20 protein-coding genes are annotated in these 20124 nt (G+C 57.9%); 15 read left to right on the top strand and 5 right to left on the bottom strand.

The genetic code is table 11. The annotated features are described in order from the left end of the window. The first annotated feature begins 39 nt into the window (after positions 1–39). From P4L78_RS18720 to P4L78_RS18675, 10 genes are all read left to right on the top strand, one after another. Positions 40–909, top strand: coding sequence for a MurR/RpiR family transcriptional regulator (locus tag P4L78_RS18720; protein ID WP_309329825.1), 870 nt, complete (start codon positions 40–42; stop codon positions 907–909). A gap of 46 nt (positions 910–955) precedes the next feature. After that, the gene (locus P4L78_RS18715) at positions 956–2410 is read left to right on the top strand and encodes a D-aminoacylase (RefSeq protein WP_309329824.1); all 1455 of its coding nucleotides are present in this window, start codon (positions 956–958) and stop codon (positions 2408–2410) included. A 101-nt stretch (positions 2411–2511) separates the two neighbouring features. Further along, complete coding sequence (locus P4L78_RS18710) at positions 2512–2901, top strand: RidA family protein (RefSeq protein WP_283151075.1); 390 nt, start codon at positions 2512–2514, stop codon at positions 2899–2901. Positions 2902–2937: 36 nt separating this feature from the next. Further along, the gene (locus P4L78_RS18705; protein ID WP_309329823.1) at positions 2938–3276 is read left to right on the top strand and encodes a 2Fe-2S iron-sulfur cluster binding domain-containing protein; all 339 of its coding nucleotides are present in this window, start codon (positions 2938–2940) and stop codon (positions 3274–3276) included. 99 nt (positions 3277–3375) lie between these two features. Further along, on the top strand, positions 3376–4374 hold the full coding sequence (locus P4L78_RS18700) for a sulfate ABC transporter substrate-binding protein (protein ID WP_309329820.1): 999 nt from the start codon (positions 3376–3378) through the stop codon (positions 4372–4374). Between the two features lie 121 nt (positions 4375–4495). Beyond that, positions 4496–5134, top strand: coding sequence for a peroxiredoxin (locus tag P4L78_RS18695; RefSeq protein WP_283151072.1), 639 nt, complete (start codon positions 4496–4498; stop codon positions 5132–5134). Positions 5135–5248: 114 nt separating this feature from the next. Next, positions 5249–6067: an EAL domain-containing protein gene (locus P4L78_RS18690; RefSeq protein WP_309329818.1), complete on the top strand. Its 819-nt coding sequence runs from the start codon at positions 5249–5251 to the stop codon at positions 6065–6067. Between the two features lie 2 nt (positions 6068–6069). Continuing rightward, the gene (locus tag P4L78_RS18685; RefSeq protein ID WP_283151070.1) at positions 6070–6651 is read left to right on the top strand and encodes an alpha/beta hydrolase; all 582 of its coding nucleotides are present in this window, start codon (positions 6070–6072) and stop codon (positions 6649–6651) included. A gap of 289 nt (positions 6652–6940) precedes the next feature. Beyond that, on the top strand, positions 6941–7990 hold the full coding sequence (locus P4L78_RS18680; RefSeq protein WP_309329816.1) for an NADP(H)-dependent aldo-keto reductase: 1050 nt from the start codon (positions 6941–6943) through the stop codon (positions 7988–7990). An 88-nt stretch (positions 7991–8078) separates the two neighbouring features. Further along, entirely contained in the window at positions 8079–9293 is a 1215-nt protein-coding gene (locus tag P4L78_RS18675) for an MFS transporter (RefSeq protein WP_309329814.1), read from the top strand. Positions 9294–9507: 214 nt separating this feature from the next. Here P4L78_RS18675 and P4L78_RS18670 read toward each other — a convergent pair whose 3' ends face one another. The 3 genes from P4L78_RS18670 to P4L78_RS18660 form a co-directional block, all read right to left on the bottom strand. Continuing rightward, entirely contained in the window at positions 9508–10833 is a 1326-nt protein-coding gene (locus tag P4L78_RS18670; protein WP_309329812.1) for a hemolysin family protein, read from the bottom strand. A gap of 144 nt (positions 10834–10977) precedes the next feature. Then, complete coding sequence (gene hemB / locus P4L78_RS18665; protein WP_283151066.1) at positions 10978–11985, bottom strand: porphobilinogen synthase; 1008 nt, start codon at positions 11983–11985, stop codon at positions 10978–10980. Between the two features lie 40 nt (positions 11986–12025). After that, positions 12026–13342 carry a D-amino acid dehydrogenase gene (locus P4L78_RS18660; protein WP_309329809.1) on the bottom strand — a complete coding sequence of 439 codons (1317 nt, stop codon included), beginning with the start codon at positions 13340–13342 and terminating at the stop codon, positions 12026–12028. Between the two features lie 117 nt (positions 13343–13459). Here P4L78_RS18660 and P4L78_RS18655 point away from each other — a divergent pair, with 117 nt between their 5' ends. The 4 genes from P4L78_RS18655 to P4L78_RS18640 all read left to right on the top strand — a co-directional run bounded on the left by P4L78_RS18655 (position 13460) and on the right by P4L78_RS18640 (position 16573). Continuing rightward, a complete protein-coding gene (locus tag P4L78_RS18655) occupies positions 13460–13948 on the top strand; it encodes an Lrp/AsnC ligand binding domain-containing protein (protein WP_283151064.1) in 489 nt (162 codons plus the stop codon). 365 nt (positions 13949–14313) lie between these two features. Beyond that, positions 14314–14643, top strand: a complete 330-nt coding sequence (locus tag P4L78_RS18650) for a helix-turn-helix domain-containing protein (RefSeq protein ID WP_309329806.1) — start codon at positions 14314–14316, stop codon at positions 14641–14643. An 82-nt stretch (positions 14644–14725) separates the two neighbouring features. Next, positions 14726–15904 (top strand): HipA domain-containing protein, encoded by a 1179-nt coding sequence (locus P4L78_RS18645; RefSeq protein ID WP_309329804.1) that lies wholly within the window; start codon positions 14726–14728, stop codon positions 15902–15904. 480 nt (positions 15905–16384) lie between these two features. Beyond that, a complete protein-coding gene (locus P4L78_RS18640) occupies positions 16385–16573 on the top strand; it encodes a hypothetical protein (protein ID WP_309329801.1) in 189 nt (62 codons plus the stop codon). A 218-nt stretch (positions 16574–16791) separates the two neighbouring features. Here P4L78_RS18640 and P4L78_RS18635 read toward each other — a convergent pair whose 3' ends face one another. Beyond that, complete coding sequence (locus tag P4L78_RS18635; protein ID WP_283151060.1) at positions 16792–17994, bottom strand: ammonium transporter; 1203 nt, start codon at positions 17992–17994, stop codon at positions 16792–16794. Positions 17995–18258: 264 nt separating this feature from the next. Beyond that, entirely contained in the window at positions 18259–19161 is a 903-nt protein-coding gene (locus P4L78_RS18630; RefSeq protein ID WP_309329799.1) for a 5'-nucleotidase, read from the bottom strand. Positions 19162–19432: 271 nt separating this feature from the next. Between P4L78_RS18630 and P4L78_RS18625 the strand changes: the two genes are divergently transcribed. Beyond that, entirely contained in the window at positions 19433–20107 is a 675-nt protein-coding gene (locus P4L78_RS18625) for a glycine zipper 2TM domain-containing protein (protein WP_309329797.1), read from the top strand. Positions 20108–20124 lie beyond the last annotated feature (17 nt).

Genomic DNA, 20124 nt, shown 5'->3' with positions numbered 1-20124 from the left:
GTCAAGCCCAAAACCTTCCTGACTGGATCAGCGGCGTACATGGAACCCACCTTCGACATCGTTACCCGCATTGCTGAACGCAGTGGCGAGCTGAGCGTATCCGAGCAAAAAGTGGCGCGGCTGATCCTGTCTGATCTGGCCGCCGCCAGTGCCGCCAGTATTGATACGCTGGCCGAACAAGCCGGGGTGAGTAAAGCCAGTGTGACGCGCTTTGCCAAGGTGCTCGGTTGCGCTGACGTGCGCGAACTCAAACGTCGCCTGGCGCAGGCCAGCGCTATCGGCACCCGTTTTTTGCAGCCACGTTCTGACGCGCCTGCCAACAGTGCCGATGTGGTGTATCAGGACATCGTGGCGCTGCTGCAGGCCAATCGCGAGTTGATCAATCTGGATGTAGTACGCAAGGCGGCTAGCGCGGTTGGCAGCGCCCGCATGGTCTATGCATTTGGTATGGGTGGTGGTTCCACTGTAGTCGCTGATGAGGCGCGTTTCCGGCTGGTGCGCCTGGGCGTGCCCGTGGCCACCTATCAAGACGCCGTACTGCAGCGCGTGGTTGCCGCCACCATGGATACGCACAGCGTGGTGCTGGCATTTTCAGTTACTGGTCAGGTGCCGGAGTTACTCGCCAGCGTAGCCATCGCCCGCGAATACGGTGCGCAAGTGGTGGCGATTACCGCGTTGGGATCGCCACTGGCCAAGTTGGCCGACCACCTGTTGCCGATCCAGACCATGGAAACCGACTTTGTGTTCAAGCCATCCAGTTCGCGTTACGCGATGTTGATGGCGCTGGATATTCTGGCCACCGAAGTGGCGTTGCTGGAGCGTGACCAGAGTCAGGAGCTATTGCGGCGGATCAAATACGTGCTCGATACAAGCCGTGGCGGCGATGACCGCCAGCCGCTGGGCGATTGATGAATTGGTCGCGAAGGTTGGGCAAGAACAAATAGGGAGTATCGGTATGAACCAATGCGAAACGCTCATCATCAATGCCCGTATCGTGGACGGCAGCGGCGCCCCCGCATACCCGGCTGATGTGGCTATAAACGAGGGCCGCATCGCCGCCATCGGCCAGCTGCGAGACTGGCAAACAGCCCAAACCATTGATGCCAACGGCAAGGTGCTCAGCCCCGGGTTTATTGACGTGCATACCCACGACGACACCAACGTGATTCGTCAGCCGCAAATGTGGCCCAAGCTCTCGCAAGGCGTGACCACGGTGATTGTCGGCAACTGCGGCATCAGCGCGTCGCCAGTGACGCTCAAGGGCGATCCGCCGGACCCGATGAACCTGCTGGGTACCGCCGAGGCGTTTCAATATCCGACCTTCAGCGCGTATGTGGATGCAGTGAATCAGGCGCAGCCTTCGGTTAACGTCGCTGCGTTGATTGGCCACACCGCCTTGCGCCAGAACCATATGAGCACGCTGGATCGCACTGCTACGCCAGAAGAAACCGCCGCCATGCGTACGCAGTTGAGCGAGGCGCTGGAGCACGGCGCGTTGGGGTTATCCACCGGGCTGGCCTATGCCAATGCCTATGCCGCAAGTCCGCAGGAAATCATGACGCTGGCAGAACCGTTGGCTGATGCTGGTGGCATCTACACCACGCATCTGCGCAGCGAGTTCGCCGAGATTCTCGACGCCATGGACGAAGCCTTCCAGACCGGTAAACACGCTCGCGTGCCAGTAGTGATCTCGCATCTGAAATGCGCTGGTGTCGAAAACTGGGGTCGCACCGTAGATGTGCTCAAGGCGCTGGATGAAGCGCGTAAGGATCAAGTGGTCGGCTGCGATTGCTATCCGTATACCGCCAGCTCATCCACGCTGGATTTGAAACAAGTCACCGATGAGATCGACATTCTGGTCACCTGGTCGCACACCCACCCGGAAATGGGCGGCAACTTGCTGGCCGAAATAGCCGCGGAATGGCGGGTGGAGCAGATCGAAGCGGCCAAGCGGCTGCAACCGGCGGGCGCCGTATATCACTGTATGAGCGAGGCTGATGTGCGCAATGTACTGCGCCACCCGGCCACCGCAGTGGGTTCGGATGGCCTGCCCAACGACCCGTTGCCACATCCACGCTTGTGGGGCGCATTCCCGCGCGTGTTGGGTTACTACTGCCGCGAACAACAGATTTTTGAATTGCCAGAAGCCGTCCACAAAATGACCGGCTTGTCGGCAGAGCGTTTTGGATTGGCCGAACGTGGTTTTGTCCGCGCAGGCTATTGGGCGGATCTGGTGCTGTTCGACCCGGAAACCGTACGCGATGCCGCGACATTTACCGACCCGCTGCAACCGGCGGAAGGGATTGCCGCAGTGTGGGTGAACGGCGTGTTGTCGGCACAAAACAAGCAGCCGACCGGCCAGCGTGCCGGGACGTTTCTGGCGCGGGGAAGAGTAGGCGGCGCGGGTTGATTCCGGGATATCTCCGGCCAGATTGAAGTGGATTGAGCGTATTGGCGGCCTGATGCTGCCCATACCTGATTGATGTGTGTAACTGAAAAAGGAAAGAAACCATGAGCGATATCACCCGGTATGGCGTAGGTGGCGGCACCGGTACTGGTGGTCAGCACCTGCCGTTTGCCCGTGCGGCAGGCGCGGATGGCTGGTTGTTTGTCTCTGGCCAGACCCCGATGGAAAACGGTGAAGTGATTGAAGGCGGCATCGTCGCGCAGTCACACAAGACCATCCAGAACGTACTGGCGATTTTGCAAGAAGCCGGTTACGGCCCGGAACACGTGGTGCGCTGTGGCGTGTGGCTGGACGATCCGCGTGACTTCCAGTCATTCAACAAAGTGTTCAAGGAATACTTTGGCGAGAACCCGCCTGCGCGCGCCTGCGTGGTGTCGAGCATGGTCATCGACTGCAAGGTTGAAGTCGATTGCGTGGCGTACAAGAAGCCATAACTTGATCGTCCAGGCATTCGCTCAGGATAACCACCCATGCCCGCAGTGACGTTTGCTTCAGAAAAACTGGCACAGCCGCTGACAGTCCAGGGTGAGCCGGGTCAGCGGCTGATTGACGTGGTGCGCGACCAGGTGGCGGCGGGCAAGCTGCCCATGGCCTGGCGCTGCGGGCAAGGCACCTGCGGCGCGTGCGTGGTGCGCTTGCTGCACGAAGGCCAGCCGCACCCGGTGCAATTGGGCGGGATTGAACGCAATGTGTTGATCCGCGCCGGGCTGATGGCCCCCTCTGCGCCGCGCACTTTACCCGACAGTCCAGAGCTGCCAAGGCTGGCGTGTCATATCGTGCTGGAGCGCGAAATTTTCGTATATTTCTAAATGGAATTACGATTTAGTTTATTAGTCTTTCACGCCTAAATAACTAACTGGCAGACTTCGGCTTGTTCTAATAAAAAACAAGCCTAAGGGATCGCCGCCATGCAGTTGAAGCCATTGTTGACCTCGCTCGTATTCGCTTTTGCCGCCACCTCGTCGCTGGCCGCCAGCTATGAATTGCTCAACGTGTCGTACGACCCGACCCGTGAACTCTACCAGGACTACAACAAGTCCTTCGCCAAATACTACAAAGCCAAAACCGGTGATGACGTCACCATTCGCCAGTCGCATGGTGGCTCCGGCGCGCAATCGCGTTCGGTACTCGATGGCCTGCAGGCCGATGTGGTAACGCTGGCGCTGGCCTATGACATCGACGTGCTGGCCGACAAAGGCAAGCTGCTGGCGCCCGACTGGCAAGCCAAACTGCCTGATCACGCTACGCCGTATACCTCCACCATCGTGTTCCTGGTGCGTAAAGATAATCCCAAGCACATCAAGGACTGGACCGATCTGGTTCGTAGCGACGTGAAAGTAATTACCGCCAATCCGAAAACCAGCGGCGGCGCACGTTGGGCTTATCTGGCGGCCTATGGCTGGGCCAAGAAGACCTACGGTACCGATGAAAAAGCCAAGGATTACATCCAGAAGGTTTACAAGAACGTGCCCGTACTGGATGCCGGCGCGCGCGGTTCGACCATCTCTTTCACCCAGCGCGGTTTGGGTGACGTCTTGCTGGCCTGGGAAAACGAAGCCGTCTTGTCGCAAAAAGAATTCGGTGCTGACAAGTTTGACATCGTGACGCCGTCGATCTCGATCAAGGCCGAGCCGCCGGTTGCCGTGGTGGACAAAGTGGTCGACAAGAAGGGCACCCGCAAAGTGGCCGAGGAATACCTGAAGTACCTGTACAGCAAGGAAGGCCAGGAGATTGCCGCCCGCAATTTCTATCGCCCGATCGACAAGGATGTGTACGCCAAGTACGCCAACCAGTTCCCGAAAGTGGCGCTGTTTGATATCGACGACGTGTTCGGCGGCTGGACCAAAGCCCAGCAAACCCACTTCTCTGATGGCGGTGTGTTCGACCAGATCTACAACGCACACTAAGCCGCAAAACAGACTATAAGCAGGTAGCGGATGCCGTGATCGCAAGATCGGGGCATCCGCGAGGGCGGTGCTGATGGTGCATGCCAGCACTGAAAATCAATGAAATTGAAGGAGTACCGCAATGACTCTGCGTCTGGGCGATGTCGCCCCCGATTTCTCGCAAGACTCGTCCGAAGGCCCGATTCATTTTCATGAGTGGGCTGGCGACAAGTGGATTGTGCTGTTTTCGCACCCGGCAGACTTCACGCCCGTGTGCACCACCGAACTGGGTTACACCGCCAAGCTGGCGGACGAATTCAAAAAGCGTAACGTCAAACCGTTGGCCGTGAGCGTTGATCCGCTCGAATCGCATCACAAGTGGATCGATGACATCAACGAAACTCAAAACACCCGGGTCAACTTTCCGATCATTGCCGATGCCGACAAAAAAGTGGCCTCGCTGTATGACATGATCCACCCGAACTCGCTGGCCAATGCCACGGTGCGCACGGTGTTCATTATTGATCCAAGCAAAAAGATCCGGCTGACGCTGACCTACCCGGCCTCGACCGGTCGTAACTTCAATGAAATTTTGCGGGTGATCGATTCACTGCAACTCACCGACAACTACAAAGTAGCCACGCCAGCCAATTGGCAAGACGGTGATGAAGTCGTGATCGTGCCTTCGCTGCAAGACGAAGCCGAAATCAAACAGCGCTTTCCCAAAGGGTACCGTGCCGTACGTCCTTATCTGCGCCTGACCCCGCAACCCAACAAGTAAGACCGCCCGCACTGCACGCCAACGGTCTGCCAGCCAGGTCCTGTGGGCCTGGCTTTTTTTCGCCGCCGATTTGTGGCCGCTATTTGCCGTTGTTGTAGAACCAATGAGATATCCATGACCGGCTTTACCTCCTTGCCTGGCGCATTAGCCATGCCTTTGCCCGATTTCGTTCGCCAGGACTGGCCTGAGGCCGAGTTCAATGTCGACGGTGCTCGCGGCATTGGCGTGCGGGCGCTGGGCTTGGCCTTGAACAGCGTATTCCAGCCGATTTTTGATGCGAAAGGGAACGTGCAGGGGCACGAGGCGCTATTGCGCGCATCGGCCCGCAGCAAGCCGATGTCGCCACAAGCCGCATTTCAGGCGGCGGCGGCACATGGCCGCCTGATCTCGTTTGACCGGCTGGCGCGCACGCTGCATTTGTACAACTACGCCACTTTCCAGACCGGCCTGACGGGCTTGTATCTGAACGTGCATCCGCAATTGCTGACCGGAGTCGAGCGCCACGGCGTGGTGTTTGAGCGCGTGCTGCAGACCTTGAACTGGCAACCGGAGCAGATCGTGCTGGAAATCGTCGAGGATGAAATCGCGCCGGGCGAATTGAGCCGGGTACGCGAGGCCGTGAACAACTATCGCAGCGTGGGCTACCGCATTGCCATTGATGACTTTGGCAGTCGTCACGCCAATCTGGACCGCTTGTGGCAGCTGGAGCCCGATGTGGTCAAGCTGGATAAAGCCTTGATCGCCCAGGCTGCGACATCGCCGCGTCTGCAGCGGGCACTGCCCAGGTTGGTGGAGTTGCTGCACGAGCTGGAAGCCACTGTGGTGGTGGAAGGAATTGAAACAAAAGCTCAGCACGCCATTGCCATCGATGCCGGGGCTGATCTGTTGCAAGGATTCTATCTGGGCGAACCACGCCCGCTGGGAAGGGGATAAGCATGGTGGTTGATCCAATTGAGCGCTGGCTGGAAAGCGGCAACAGCATAGTGATTGCGCCGGGCTGGCGCGGATCGGGTGACGAACACTGGCAAACGCGCTGGTGCGAACAATATCCGGAATTGATCCGGGTGGAACAACACGATTGGGAAAACCCGCGTGCCGCCGAATGGGTGGCCGGGCTGGAGCGCACGCTGCACAAAGCGCAGGGTAAAACGGTGCTGGTGGCGCATAGCCTCGGTTGCGTGACGGTAGGCCACTGGTCCGCCTTGTCGCGCCAGGTGGAGCAGATTGTCGGCGCCTTGCTGGTGGCTCCGGCTGATGTCACTCGCGACGAAGCGCCTGACAGCTTTCAGGGCTTTTTGCCACTGCCGGCCAGAGCGTTGCCTTTTCCCAGTCTGATGGTCGCCAGCGATAATGATCCGACTTGCTCGCTGGATCGCGCTACCGCATTGGCCAGCAGCTGGGGCAGCGATCTGGTGCCGTTGTCTGGCGTCGGGCATATCAACGTCGATTCCGGCCATGGCGAATGGCCGGTGGGTATCAAGCTGCTGCGCCAGCTTTTGCGTAAACTCAGCAAGTAAATCGCGCGGGCTAACGGTAATATACGACCGGTCGGGTCAACGTTTACCGGCGCTGCACCGTTACCCATGCTTGGGGAACACAAACGACGCTGGTTCCAGACATCGGGCAACGCATTGCGGGCCGACCTGGAAAAGCCGACAGTCACCGCAGCAATCAATTTCTTCAGCCAGCAAAACCAATGCATGCCGCACCTTGCCGGCATGACGCGCATTGAGTGCATAAGCAATTCAAGCGCTACGGTTCGCTGGGCGAGGGCGCTACGGCGCTCCCGGATAACAAGGAGCCACAATGGAATACCGCAAACTCGGCCTCACCGATCTCGAAGTCAGCCTGATTGGTCTGGGCACCATGACCTGGGGCGAACAGAACACCGAAGCCCAAGCCCACGAGCAGATTGATTACGCCCTGACCCAAGGCGTTAATTTTCTGGATGTGGCCGAAATGTATCCGGTGCCACCCAAGCCAGAAACCCAGGGTCGTACCGAGCAATACATTGGTACCTGGCTGGCTAAAACCGGTCGCCGCAGCGAGGTGGTGATTGCCACCAAAGCGGCAGGCCCGGTGCGCCAGCCGCATCAACCCAACCACATCCGTAACGGCCAGACCAACCATAACCGCGCCAGCTTGTTTGAAGCGGTAGATGGCAGCCTCAAGCGTCTGCAGACCGATTACATCGATCTGTACCAACTGCACTGGCCAGATCGCAGCACCAACACTTTCGGCCGCCTGGCGTACCCGTGGGTGGACGGTGAAGAAACCGTAGCGATTGAAGAATCCGTGCTGGCGCTGGCTGAACTGGTCAAATCCGGCAAGATTCGTCACGTTGGTGTATCGAACGAAACCCCGTGGGGCGTGGCGCAGTTTCTGGCCGCCGCCGAAAAACACGGCGTGGCGAAGATTGTGTCGATCCAGAATCCGTACAGCCTGGTGAACCGCACCTTTGAAATTGGTCTGTCCGAGTTCAGCCACCGTGAGCATGTCGGTCTGCTGGCTTATTCGCCGATGGCCTTTGGCGCACTGTCCGGCAAGTATCTGAACGGTGCGCGTCCAGCCGATGGCCGCATCACGCTGTACGAACGTTTCACCCGCTACACCAAGCCAGAAGTGGAAGTTGCCATCAATGGTTATGTGCAGATCGCCCGTAAACACGGCATCAGCCCGGCGCAACTGGCACTGGCATTCGTAAACAGCCGTCCGTTTGTGACCAGCAACCTGATTGGCGCCACCACCATCGCGCAGCTCAAAGAGAACATCGAGAGCATCAACGTCAAGCTGGGCGCCGAAATCCTCGCGGAAATCGAAGCAGTACACGTCAAGCAGCCTAACCCGGCACCTTGATGTCGGTACCTGAGGAACATCTCAGGCAGTAATAAAAGGAACGGATGCCCACGCATCCGTTCCTGTTTTTTCCTCAGTGGAAAACCGCATGGATTCTTCTTTACTGGCGCTCAAGCCTTATCGTCATTTTCTGGTGAGCCGCCTTGGCTCGTTTCTCGCCTACCAGATGCTGGCCGTCGCCGTAGGCTGGCAGATGTACGACCTCACCCACAGCGCACTCAACCTCGGTTTTATCGGCATTGCCCAGTTTCTGCCGCAATTGCTGTTGACGCTGGTGGTCGGGCATGTGGCGGATCGCTATGACCGTCGCCGCATCGTGACCATTTGCCAGATCGTGGAAGGTACTGCCGCCATAGCGCTGGCCGTGGGCAGTTTCTACCATCTGCTTACGCCGCTGGCGCTGTATATGGGCGCGTTCTGCATTGGCGCAGGCCGGGCGTTTGAATCGCCCAGCTTGCAGGCACTGGTGCCCAACCTGGTGACTGAAAAAGACCTGCCGCGTGCGCTGGCGTTGAACTCCGGCGTAATGCAGATGGCCATCATCTCCGGCCCGGCGCTGGGCGGTTTCATCTACGCCGTGGGGCCGGACGCCGTGTACACCGTGAGCGCGGTGTGCTGGTTGATCGCCGCGCTGGCCATAGGCACGTTGCCGCTGTTACGCCAGGTTCAGCGTACTCAACCTCCGGCATCGCTGGAATTTCTCTTCGCCGGTATCCGTTATATCCGCGAGAAAAAAGTCATCCTGGGCGCGATCTCGCTCGATCTGTTTGCCGTGCTGCTGGGCGGCGCGACCGCGCTGCTGCCCATCTATGCCCGCGACATCTTGCACACTGGCCCGTGGGGCATGGGTGTGCTGCGCTCGGCCCCGGCAGTGGGCGCATTGAGCATGTCGATCTATCTCGCCCATTACCCGCTCAAACAACGCGTCGGCAAAATCATGTTTGGTGCGGTGGGTGTGTTTGGCCTGGCGACCATTGTGTTTGGTTTATCCAGCAACTTCTTTGTGTCGCTGGTCGCACTGGCATTTCTGGGCGCCTCGGACATGATTAGCGTGGTGGTTCGTTCATCGCTAGTGCAATTGGAAACCCCGGACGCCATGCGTGGTCGGGTGAGCGCAGTCAGTTCGATCTTTATCGGCGCATCCAACCAGTTGGGCGAGTTTGAGTCCGGCGTAACCGCCGCCTTGCTCGGGCCGGTTCCCGCCGTTGTACTGGGCGGGATCGGCACGCTGGTGGTGGTGGGTTTGTGGATGCGCTGGTTCCCGCAACTGACCCAGCGCGAGACGCTGGTGAGTGCAACTTAGCCACAGCGCGGCGAACTAGTAGCCCGGATGAAGCGCCAGCGGGAATCCGGGGTTGCGATATTGGCAAAATCAAATGTCGGTCGCCCACTCATACGTTGCCGGCCCGGATTCTCGCTTCCCCACAGCAACCGCTATACGTGATATCCGAACGCTTGATGGGGGTACCCCCGAGGGGCACGCTCCATCCGGGCTACGGGACTCCAACGGTAACTGGCTAAAATCGCACGTGGTCCTGATCTTGTGTGGTCTTTTTCGGGAACACCCGCACCAGCAATATTCGCGGCCCGCGCATTTTCTTGATTACCACACTGAAGTGGTCAAATTCGATGCGCTCGCCTTCTTCCGGCACGCGACCGGTTTTCAGTTGCACCAGCCCGCCCACGGTATCCGCCCCGTCGATATCGATATCTATGCCCAGCGCGCGCTCCAGTGTCACCACGGTGAGCGTGCCTTTGCCGATCATTGAACCGTCGTCCATCAATGTCCAGTCATCCTGACTTTGACGGAACTCATCGCGAATCTCACCGACCATGGCGCTCAACAGATTGTCCATGGTGACAAAGCCGACGGGTTCCTCATCATTCCACGCCACGATGGCAAAGTGCGATGCCCCTTGGCGCATACGCTCCAGCAAGGTACGGGCGGGAATCGTCGGCAACACTACTTCAGCCGGGCGTACCAGTGAATCGAGCGTGGATTCCAGCCTGCTAAAGCGATGCGCCAGAAAAATATCCTTCACGTGGACCACGCCCTTGATCCGGCCATTTTCATCCAGATACGGATAACGGCTGAAACGGTTACGGGCGATGCGATCCAGGTTCTCGTCCATCGGCTGACGTGCATCCAGAATCACCGCGTCGGTGAACGGGTGCATCAGGTCCGCCACGTCCAGTGTCGGGAAATCCAGCGACTGCGCCAGCGTGCGCCATTCCTTGCGCGAGAACCCGGCTTCGGGTTTGCTGGTGCGCATGATCAGCTTGATTTCGTCCGCCGAGTAATCGCTCTCGTGGCCATGTTCCGCGCCGAGCCCAACCAGCTTGAGCACCCACGCCGCGCTGGCATTTAACAGCCAGATCGCCGGATACATGCCCCAGTAAAACAGATACAGCGCCGGAGCCGTCCACAGCCCAATAGTGGTGGACTTGCGGATCGCCATGGATTTGGGGGCAAGTTCACCCACCACAATATGCAAAAACGAAATGGTGAAAAACGCGACGGCAAACGACACGCCGCTGACCAACTCCGGGCTGGTCACCCCAATCCAGCCCAGTATCGGCTCGATCAAATGGGCAAAAGCGGGCTCGCCCACCCAGCCCAAACCCAGCGAGGCTAACGTGATACCCAATTGGCAGGCGGACAAATACGCGTCCAGATTGGCGTGGGTTTTCGCCAGAATGCGCCCGCGCCAGCCATAGGCACGCGCCATGGCTTTGACCTGCGTCTGGCGCAGCTTGACCAGACCGAATTCGGCGGCCACAAAAAAACCGTTTAACAACACCAGCACGATGGCCAGTAGAACCAGCAAAAAGCTGCTACTCATTGAGTCCTGAGGAAGGGGATTACGAAGGGGATTTTTATAATGTAACCGACGCAGACCGGCTTTGTGCCGGAATGTTCCGGTGGCACAAACGGCAAAGCCCGCATTTGGCCTGCGGGCTTTGCGAGGTAAAACCGTCAAATCAGCTTAGAACTGGCCCTTGATCCAGCGGGCAGCATCCAGCGCAAAGTAGGTCAGAATGCCATCGGCCCCGGCGCGTTTGAACGCCAGCAGGGATTCAAGCACCACTTTCTTTTCATCCAGCCAGCCGTTGCGAATGGCCGCCTGCAGCATGGCGTATTCCCCGGACACCTGGTAAACAAAGGTCGGCACACCGAATTCGTCTTTTACGCGGCGCACGATATCCAGATACGGCATGCCCGGTTTGATCATGACCATGTCCGCGCCTTCGGTCAGGTCCATGGCGACTTCGTGTAGCGCTTCGTCCGAATTGGCCGGGTCCATCTGGTATTGCGCTTTGTTGCCTTTGCCCAGCGTGGCCGAAGAACCCACCGCGTCGCGGAACGGGCCGTAGAAGGCGGAGGCATATTTGGCCGAATACGCCAGAATGCGCGTCATTTCATGGCCAGCTTCGTCCAGCGCCTGGCGGATGGAACCAATGCGGCCATCCATCATGTCGCTGGGGGCGATCATGTCAGCACCGGCATTGGCGTGACACAGCGTTTGTTTGATCAGGGCGACGACGGTTTCCTCGTTCAGCACATAACCGTCTTCGTTGATGATGCCGTCCTGGCCGTGGATGGTGTACGGGTCCAGTGCCACATCGGTAATCACGCCCAGTTGCGGAAAGGCTTCTTTCAGTGCGCGGATCGTGCGTGGCACCAGGCCATCCGGATTCCACGCTTCTTCCGCGCCCAGTGTTTTGAGCGAATGATCAATCGACGGGAACAACGCCAGCGCCGGTACGCCCAACTCCACCGCTTCGGCTGCTGTTTTGAGCAGCAGATCGATGGATTGACGCTTTACGCCAGGCATCGAGGCGACGATTTCTTCTTTGTTGACCCCTTCATGCACAAACACCGGCAGGATCAGGTCGCTCGGCATCAGCACATTTTCGCGCATCAGACGGCGGGAGAAATCATCACGACGCATGCGGCGCATACGCGTTGCGGGGAACTGGCGTAGATAACTCATGGCAGGCACTTTGGTCAGAATGAATGGCGGTTGATGTAGATCAATCCGCCCATTTTATCTGACCGGACGTTTTGCTGCCTTCGTGAATACGGGCATTGCCTTTGGCATAACGTGCCATCGACAACTCGCGGGCATCGATTTCCGGGCGGCGACCAAGCACGGTATCGGCAATCACCCGCGCGCTGCCGCAAGACATCGTCCACCCCAGCGTGCCGTGGCCGGTGTTGGTGAACAGGTTGTCATATGGCGTGCTGCCCACAATCGGCGTGCCATCGGGCGTCATCGGGCGCAGGCCGGTCCACTTGCTGGCTTTAGACAAATCACCCGCATGTGGGAACAGATCGTTGGTGACCATATTGAGCGTATCGACGCGCACTGGATCAATGCGTTTGTCGAACCCGGCCACCTCGGCCATGCCGCCCACGCGCAGGCGATTATCAAAGCGGGTCAGCGCGATCTTGTAGGTTTCATCCAGCACGGTGGAGCGCGGCGCGCCTTCCGGGTTGGTGAGCGGCACGGTAATCGAGTAGCCCTTGACCGGGTAAACCGGCAAATCCAGCCCCAGTGGCAAAGCCAGCGCACGTGAAGCACAGCCAGCGGCCAGCACCACCGAGTCAGCGTTTAGCGTTTCGCCACTATCCAGTTCGACCGCGCTAATGCGTTTGCCTTCGGCCACCAGCGACTGCACGGTCACGCCAAAACGGAAATGCACGCCCATCTCGACGCAAATCGCCGCCAGACGTTCGGTGAACAGTTTGCAGTCACCGGTTTCGTCGTTGGGCAGCAGTAGCGCGCCGGTCAGCTTGTGAGCCACGGCTTTCAGGGCGGGTTCGGCTTGGAGCAAACCATCTTGATCGAGCACCTGATTGGCGACGTTCATTTGATCCAGCAAGCCGGAGTCACGGCGCCCGGCCGCCAGTTGTTTGTCGTTACGGAAAATCTGCAATGTGCCCAGCGAGCGCTCTTCGTAATGCAGATTGAGGTCTTTGCGCAGATCACGCAGGCAATCGCGGCTATATTCGGCCAGCGGCACCATGCGGCTCTTGTTGCGGGCATAGGCGGCCTCGGTACAGTTGGCGACCATGCGGGCCATCCATGCCAGCTGAAAGAACGTGCCATCCGGGCGGATACGCAGCGGGGCGTGTTCCGACATCAGCCATTTCATGGCTTTCCACGGAATGCCCGGCGCGGCCCACGGCGCGGCGTAGCCAGGCGACACCTGCCCGGCGTTGCCGAAGCTGGTTTCATCCGCTGGCGCTTCGAGTCGATCCAGCACGGTGACATCGACACCGGCTGCCCTGAGGTAGTACGCGGTGGTGACGCCCACGACACCTGCACCGATCACAATTGCTTTCATCGCTCGACCCGGGGACACACTGTTGTATGTCATATAGTTGGAGAATAAGCCGAGTATATGAAGCGTTAACTAGTGATACTCTCCATTTGTTAGGTCAAAAACAGAGACTACATTGCAATGCGCACTCGTTATCAATCCGGACGCACGCTGGATCGCATCGATTACAAGATTTTGCGCTTGCTGCAGGCCAATGCCCGGCTGCCAATTACCGAGTTGGCCGAGAAGGTCGGCCTGACCGCCACGCCCTGCGCCGAGCGGGTAAAACGGCTGGAAGAAACCAACGTCATCACCGGTTATCACGCCCGCTTGAACCCGCAATTGCTGGAAGCGCCGCTGCTGGTGTTTGTAGAGCTCAAGCTGGGGCGCAAGTCGGGCGAGGTGTTTGATGACTTTCGCCGCTCGGTGGCCACCATCCCGGAAGTGCTGGAATGCCATCTGATCTCGGGCGACTTTGATTACCTGATCAAAGCGCGGCTGCCGGATATGACCCACTACCGGCGCTTGCTGGGCGACATTCTGCTGCGTTTGCCCAGCGCCGCCGAATCGCGCAGTTATGTGGTGATGGAAGAAGTCAAAGAGACGCTGGCGTTGCCATTGCCGGATTGAAGCTGGTGGTGCACAAATGAAAAACGCCGCTCGATGGGAGCGGCGTTTTCGTATTTAGTCGATGAATCGGCGCTGGTTCTAAAAATGCGGAATTAAACCAGGCATCGGGGGATTAAGTCCGGCAAACTGACGCCGGTCTGTAGGCCGTGTAAACGTCTGAAAGCAGGCAAATTGGTCTCGTTTCTGAGAAACACATTTGGTGAAAACAGAGACGGTTTCAAGATCGATAACATCAAAATATTGGTGTTTTAAAGGTATTAACTCCAAAATTTTGCATATTGTTCTGGTTTATTGGCGGGTTATAGAAAAAACCGCAAAATTTTGCTTTAATCAGTAAATAAAGTTCAGAATTTTGAGGTGTTGCCATGAAAATAAAAATTGATCTGCGCACGCCTGCGCAAGGCAATGAGGCGCTGGCCGAGCTCGGCGCCCGTCTGCGCTTCCTGCGCAAAGAAAAAGGTCTGACGATTCCGGATCTGGCCGGCCGTATGTTGATCAGTGAGAACACGCTTCGTTCTCTTGAGCTGGGTGCATCAGGGGTGTCCGTTGGTACGCTTGTCAATGCGTTGTACCACCTTGGTGAACTGGACAGCCTCGCCCGCCTGGCCCCCGTTGATGCGACGTTGGTGCGCAAATCCCGCAAGCAGTCGAATGCCGGGCTTAAGCCGGTAAGGGATGACGAGCGTGACTTCTGACCATCGTTTTTATCTCAGCCTGTTCCAGCCAGATGAATCCGTACCCACACCCGCTGCCGTGGTTCGCTATGGGGCGGGAGCCATGCCGGCCGGCGACTTGTCATACGGTCTGCAATACCTGGCCAACCGCTTCACGATTGCCCTGAACCCGGCATGGCTACCCAAATCACAGGCACCTTTTGAGATTGGGCCCACCCGCTGGCGTGATGGCGGCCCGATTCCGCTGACTATCCAGGATGCGCTGCCTGACGCGTGGGGAGACCTGGTGCTGACCGCGTGCTTCGGCCGCAAGCTGTCACCCGTAGAAGTCCTGATGGAAACCAACCGCGAAAGGGTAGGCGGGCTCGTGTTCTGGGGCAAGGACAAGGCCCTGCAAGAGGCACAGCAACCATCAGCGGCCGACCATGCGATAGAAATGGCCACACTGGAGGAGCTGCAGATCGCCGCAGACCAGATTGCCCAAGGCATTGAGGTGCCCATAACAACGCGCCGCATGTTGAATCCCGGTGCGAGCTTGGGTGGCGCGCGGCCGAAAGCGAGCCTCGTCGATGCGGATGAGCTTTGGCTGGCCAAGTTTGCCGCGCCGGCCGACACCATGGATGTGCAATTGCTGGAAGCTGGGACGCTCACCCTGGCAGCACAGTGTGGTATCCGGGTTCCCGAATTCAGGCTCCGCAAAATCGGGCATCGCAGTGTTTTGCTGCTACGGCGCTTTGACCGCCCAGGCTCGGTAACCTCCGGTCATCGCATCCATTATTTGTCCGGCGCAGCCATGACCAATTGCGCGTATCAAGGCAATGAGGGCTCGTACGTCAAACTGGCCCAGTCGTTGCGTGAGCACGGGGTTTCCGGTGCAATGCGGCTGGATCTGGAAGAGTTGTTTATTCGCTTGCTCTTCAACCTGTTCGTAGACAACACGGATGATCACATCAAAAACCATGGCTACCTGCATGACGGGGCCAATCGTTATCGCCTTTCGCCGGTGTTCGATGTGGTGCCCCAACTAACGAACCTGGGCTATCAGGGGATCAGGGTCAAGGAAAGCAACAACGCAAGCCTTGAAGATGCCATGTCGATTGCGCGCGAGTTCGGTGTAGCGCCCAAAGCAGCCGACCGTGCTCTGCAGAAAATAAGCGATGTTCTTGCCGAGTCTGCGGATGTGTATCGGTCGGTGGGCCTGCCGGAACGGGATGTGCAGCAAGTGATGGCGTGCTTCGCTCGCCAGCGTGCGCTTATCGAGGGGCGAGACGGTACGAGCTGAAGTCAGGGGCATGAGGCATGGTACAGAACCACCGGAAAGAAAGACCCACACCGCTGGAATACGCACCGTGAGCGCATAGCGCCGGGTTGTTGATCCATCCTCCGAGCAAGCGCATTTATACTCATCCCCAACTTGCGCGCGTTCCGGTTTAGGGGCTGCCAATGGCCTCATTGGCCTTCAGCACCTTGATTCGATTCCAGATCATCTGCCGTGGCAGACTTCTATTCAGGCCACACCCAACGTTGGCGACGTCCAGTGTGAGTATCTGCAGCAGGCCAGAAGCGACAGCTGCACGGCACTTTAGCCAAAACGTTCGAACGTCGAGTTTGCGCAACAGGCCGATTATCTCGCTGCTGCATCGTTGGCCGTTGCTTGCAGGCGCATAGGCCGTACTGGATGGCCGGCAGAACCGTCAGAAGGGCATCCCACGGTAAATCCCGATGCTATCCTTGAGGGGACTTCTGCCATGGGACGCAAGATATGACTTCTGATGATCGGAGAATCTGGACACTCCCGCTACAGGACTGCCGCGACGGCAGTGGAGACCGGATACTGGAATTGCCAGACACCCTGCTCGCAGAGTTGGGTTGGTCTGAAGGTGATACTTTGGTCATCGAGCCGCAGGCGACCGGATTTTCGCTCAGAAAGATCAACAACGAAGATGTTTAACTGGGCCTGCTTGCAGGCTCCTGCCTGATCTGCCCACAAGGCTATGGACAGATCACAATGCCCAGCGCGCTACAATGGGTTGGCATGGCGTAGGCCGGTGTCCGCGAAACCAGTCGCAGCCACGCCAGACTTGGTGCAATTTTCCTGCTTTATTGAATCGTTTAAAAACATTGGCTTATTGTGATGTGGATGCCAGTTTTAATTCTTCAATATCAGTTCTACCAGTGGCTCTCGCGCTCGGGCGTGGCGCTGATGCGGTGAATCGACAAGTCCGCGCCGTTGTATTCCTCTTCGTCACTCAAGCGCAGCCCCACGGTTTTCTTGAGCGCGCCGTAGACCAGCCAGCCGCCCGCAAAGGCGACCACAATACCCAGCAGCGTGCCGATGATCTGGCTGACAAAACTCACCCCGCCTGCGCCGCCTAGCCAGGTCTGGCCAAAGATGCCGGCTGCGATCCCGCCCCAGGTGCCGCACAAGCCGTGCAATGGCCACACGCCCAGTACGTCGTCAATCTTCCAGCGGTTCTGGGTAATGGTGAACAGGTAAACAAACATCCCGCCCGCGATGGCGCCGGTGATCAGGCTGCCCAGCGGGTGCATGACGTCGCTACCCGCGCACACGGCGACCAGACCAGCCAGTGGGCCGTTGTGGATAAAGCCAGGGTCGTTCTTGCCACAGAACATGGCGGCCAGCGTGCCGCCCACCATCGCCATCAGCGAGTTCATGGCGACCAGGCCAGAGATACCGGCAACGCGCTGCGCGCTCATTACGTTAAAGCCGAACCAGCCGACAATAAGAATCCACGCACCCAGCGCCAGGAAAGGAATGGATGAAGGTGGATGCGCGCTGACGCCGCCGTCTTTGCGATAACGCCCTTTGCGCGCACCAAGCAGCAACACTGCGGGCAGGGCAATCCAGCCGCCTACGGCGTGAACCACCACCGAACCGGCAAAGTCATGAAACTGCGCACCAAAATGGTATTGCAACCACTTCTGCACGCCGTAATTGCCGTTCCACATCATTCCTTCAAAAAATGGATAGACGAAGCCGACCAGCAAGAAGGTGGCGGCAGACTGTGGATGGAATCGCGCGCGTTCGGCAATGCCGCCAGAGATGATCGCCGGAATCGCCGCAGCAAAGGTCAGCAGGAAGAAAAACCGCACCAGACCATAGCCGTGGTTGGTATTGAGATCATGCACCGGCAACATGAAGTGCACGCCATACGCCACGCCATAGCCAATGAAAAAATAGGCAATGGCTGAAACCGCGAAGTCGGTCAGGATTTTAACCAGCGCGTTGACCTGATTTTTCTGGCGCACGGTACCAAGTTCCAGAAAAGCAAACCCGGCATGCATGGCCAGAATCATGATGGCGCCGATCAGGATGAACAGGACGTCATCACTTGCAGGTAGTTGATTCACTTAAAGCTCCAGGAATTGCAGCAGTGCGCCACTTGCTCGGGCGCCTCTTTTTTAGTGGAGGTGCACCAAAAGCAATCCCTGTGCCAAAGCCATATCTATCTGAAATTTAAAGGAATAGGTGTTTTGTGATTTGCTGCTGGTGCGTTATTCGAACCAAATTGGCGCAATACGGTGATCACAATTTATGTAAACGCACTGTTTTGATGCTTTTGTTGAATGAGTGGATGAAAAACGATCCAATCAAGTGCGATTGCGTAAGCCGGATCAGGATTCGACTTCGTTGGCGACCCCGGCGATCACCTGGCCGGTTGGTCCGGCTAAGGCGCCAGACAGGCAATGGCCGGTTTGATCATCGAAGAAGAAGTCGGGCTCAAATTCGCGCAAGAACGGGCCTTTTTCCAGTCCACCCAGAAACATCGCTTCATCCACTTCAATTTGCCAATCCATAAGGGTACGGATCGCCCGTTCATGCGCCGGGGCGCTGCGTGCAGTGACCAGCGCTGTGCGTAAACGGATTGGTGATGCCGCACGTTGTAATCGGTGCAGGGCTTCGAGCAGTGGCTTGAACGGGCCGGCCGGTAACGGGCGGGTGACGTGCTCGTGCTCATGCTGGTGGAATGCCGGCAGGCCATCGCGTTGATAAATGCGTTCGGCTTCATCGGAAAACAGCACGGCATCGCCATCAAATGCAATGCGGATTTCATGCGGATGCAATCCGGCAGCATGCACCGATTGCGGATAAACCCGAGCCGCGGGAAAACCGGCGGCCAGCGCTTCGCGTACGTCGGCTTCGTTTACGGACAGAAACAGATTGGCGTTGAGCGCATTCAGATATTTGAAGGGGGCACGGCCTTGCGTGAATACACCGCGCTCGAGCGTCAGACCGTGATGCTGGGCCGAGCGAAAAGTGCGCAAACCGCTCACCGGGTCATTGCGCGAAAGAATGACTACCTCAACGCGGTGGGCGCTGCCCTCGTTGAAAGCGAGCAACTTTTGCACCAGGGCGAAGGCCACGCCCGGCGTTGCGGGTTCATCCAGTTTTCGCAGTTGTAATGATTTATAGGCTGAGGCATCCCCCGTTTCGAAGAGGGTGTTTTCTTCTTCGAAATCAAACAGGGCGCGCGAGGAGATGGCGACGACCAATTGATTGGCCAAAGAGTAGGACATGCAAACCTCGCGGATACGTTCGATGGGTATTTGCATCATAACCGCTGGTCGCGCGAACAGGCTGGAAATGGCTGGTCCGGTGACAGATTGTAAAGAATGCGAAAAACGCCGAACCAGATGGCATCCTGGCCATCCAAGTTACTGAACGTAAAAGTGTTTACTGTGAAGCGCATCCTGGTACGCCAGATGCAAAAGCGCGAGAATAGATAAAGTGTGATGTCCCCAATCGGGGTGCAAAGCGCAGCCAGTGTGCTGCAAGCGAGTGGATAAAATGAAAAGAATCGTTCTGCTAATGACCCTTGCCGGAATCGCCGGTGCAGCGCAGGCCGCAGAGTACGGCCGCGTTATCAATACCACGCCGGTGGTGCAGCAAGTTTCAGTGCCGCAGCAGTCATGCTGGGATGAGCAAGTCCAGGTGCAACAACCACGCACCTATGGCGGTGCCATCCTCGGGGGGATTTTTGGTGGTTTGCTGGGTAACACGGTAGGGCACGGTAATGGCAACGTGGCGGCGACAGCTGCCGGTGCCGTCGTCGGCGCACTGGCTGGTGACAACCTGGCGAATCAAAACAGCGGTGTGAGCACACAAACCGTGCGCCGTTGTTCTACCACGCAGACCCAGCAACAACATACCGTTGGCTATGACGTGACTTACGAGTACGCCGGTCAGCGCTACACCACTCGCATGGCCTACGATCCAGGTCGCGAGGTGCCGATTCAGGTAAACGTGGATGGCGGCAGCGCGCCGCAGCAACCGGCTACCACCACTGCCACGACTACCTATGTTGATCAGCCGCAAACCGTGGTCGTACAGCAACCTGCTGTGGTGTATCAGGCCGCGCCGGTTTACTACGGCGCCCCGGTGATCTGGCCTGCTGTGTCCATCAACTATGGTTATTACCATGGCTGGGGTGGTTGGCATGGTGGCGGCTACTACCATCACTAATTGGCTGGCGCACCTGA

The sequence above is a fragment of the Silvimonas sp. genome (assembly GCF_031291215.1).
Lineage (GTDB): Bacteria > Pseudomonadota > Gammaproteobacteria > Burkholderiales > Chitinibacteraceae > Silvimonas > Silvimonas soli.
This window is presented reverse-complemented; position numbering and strand designations above follow the sequence as displayed.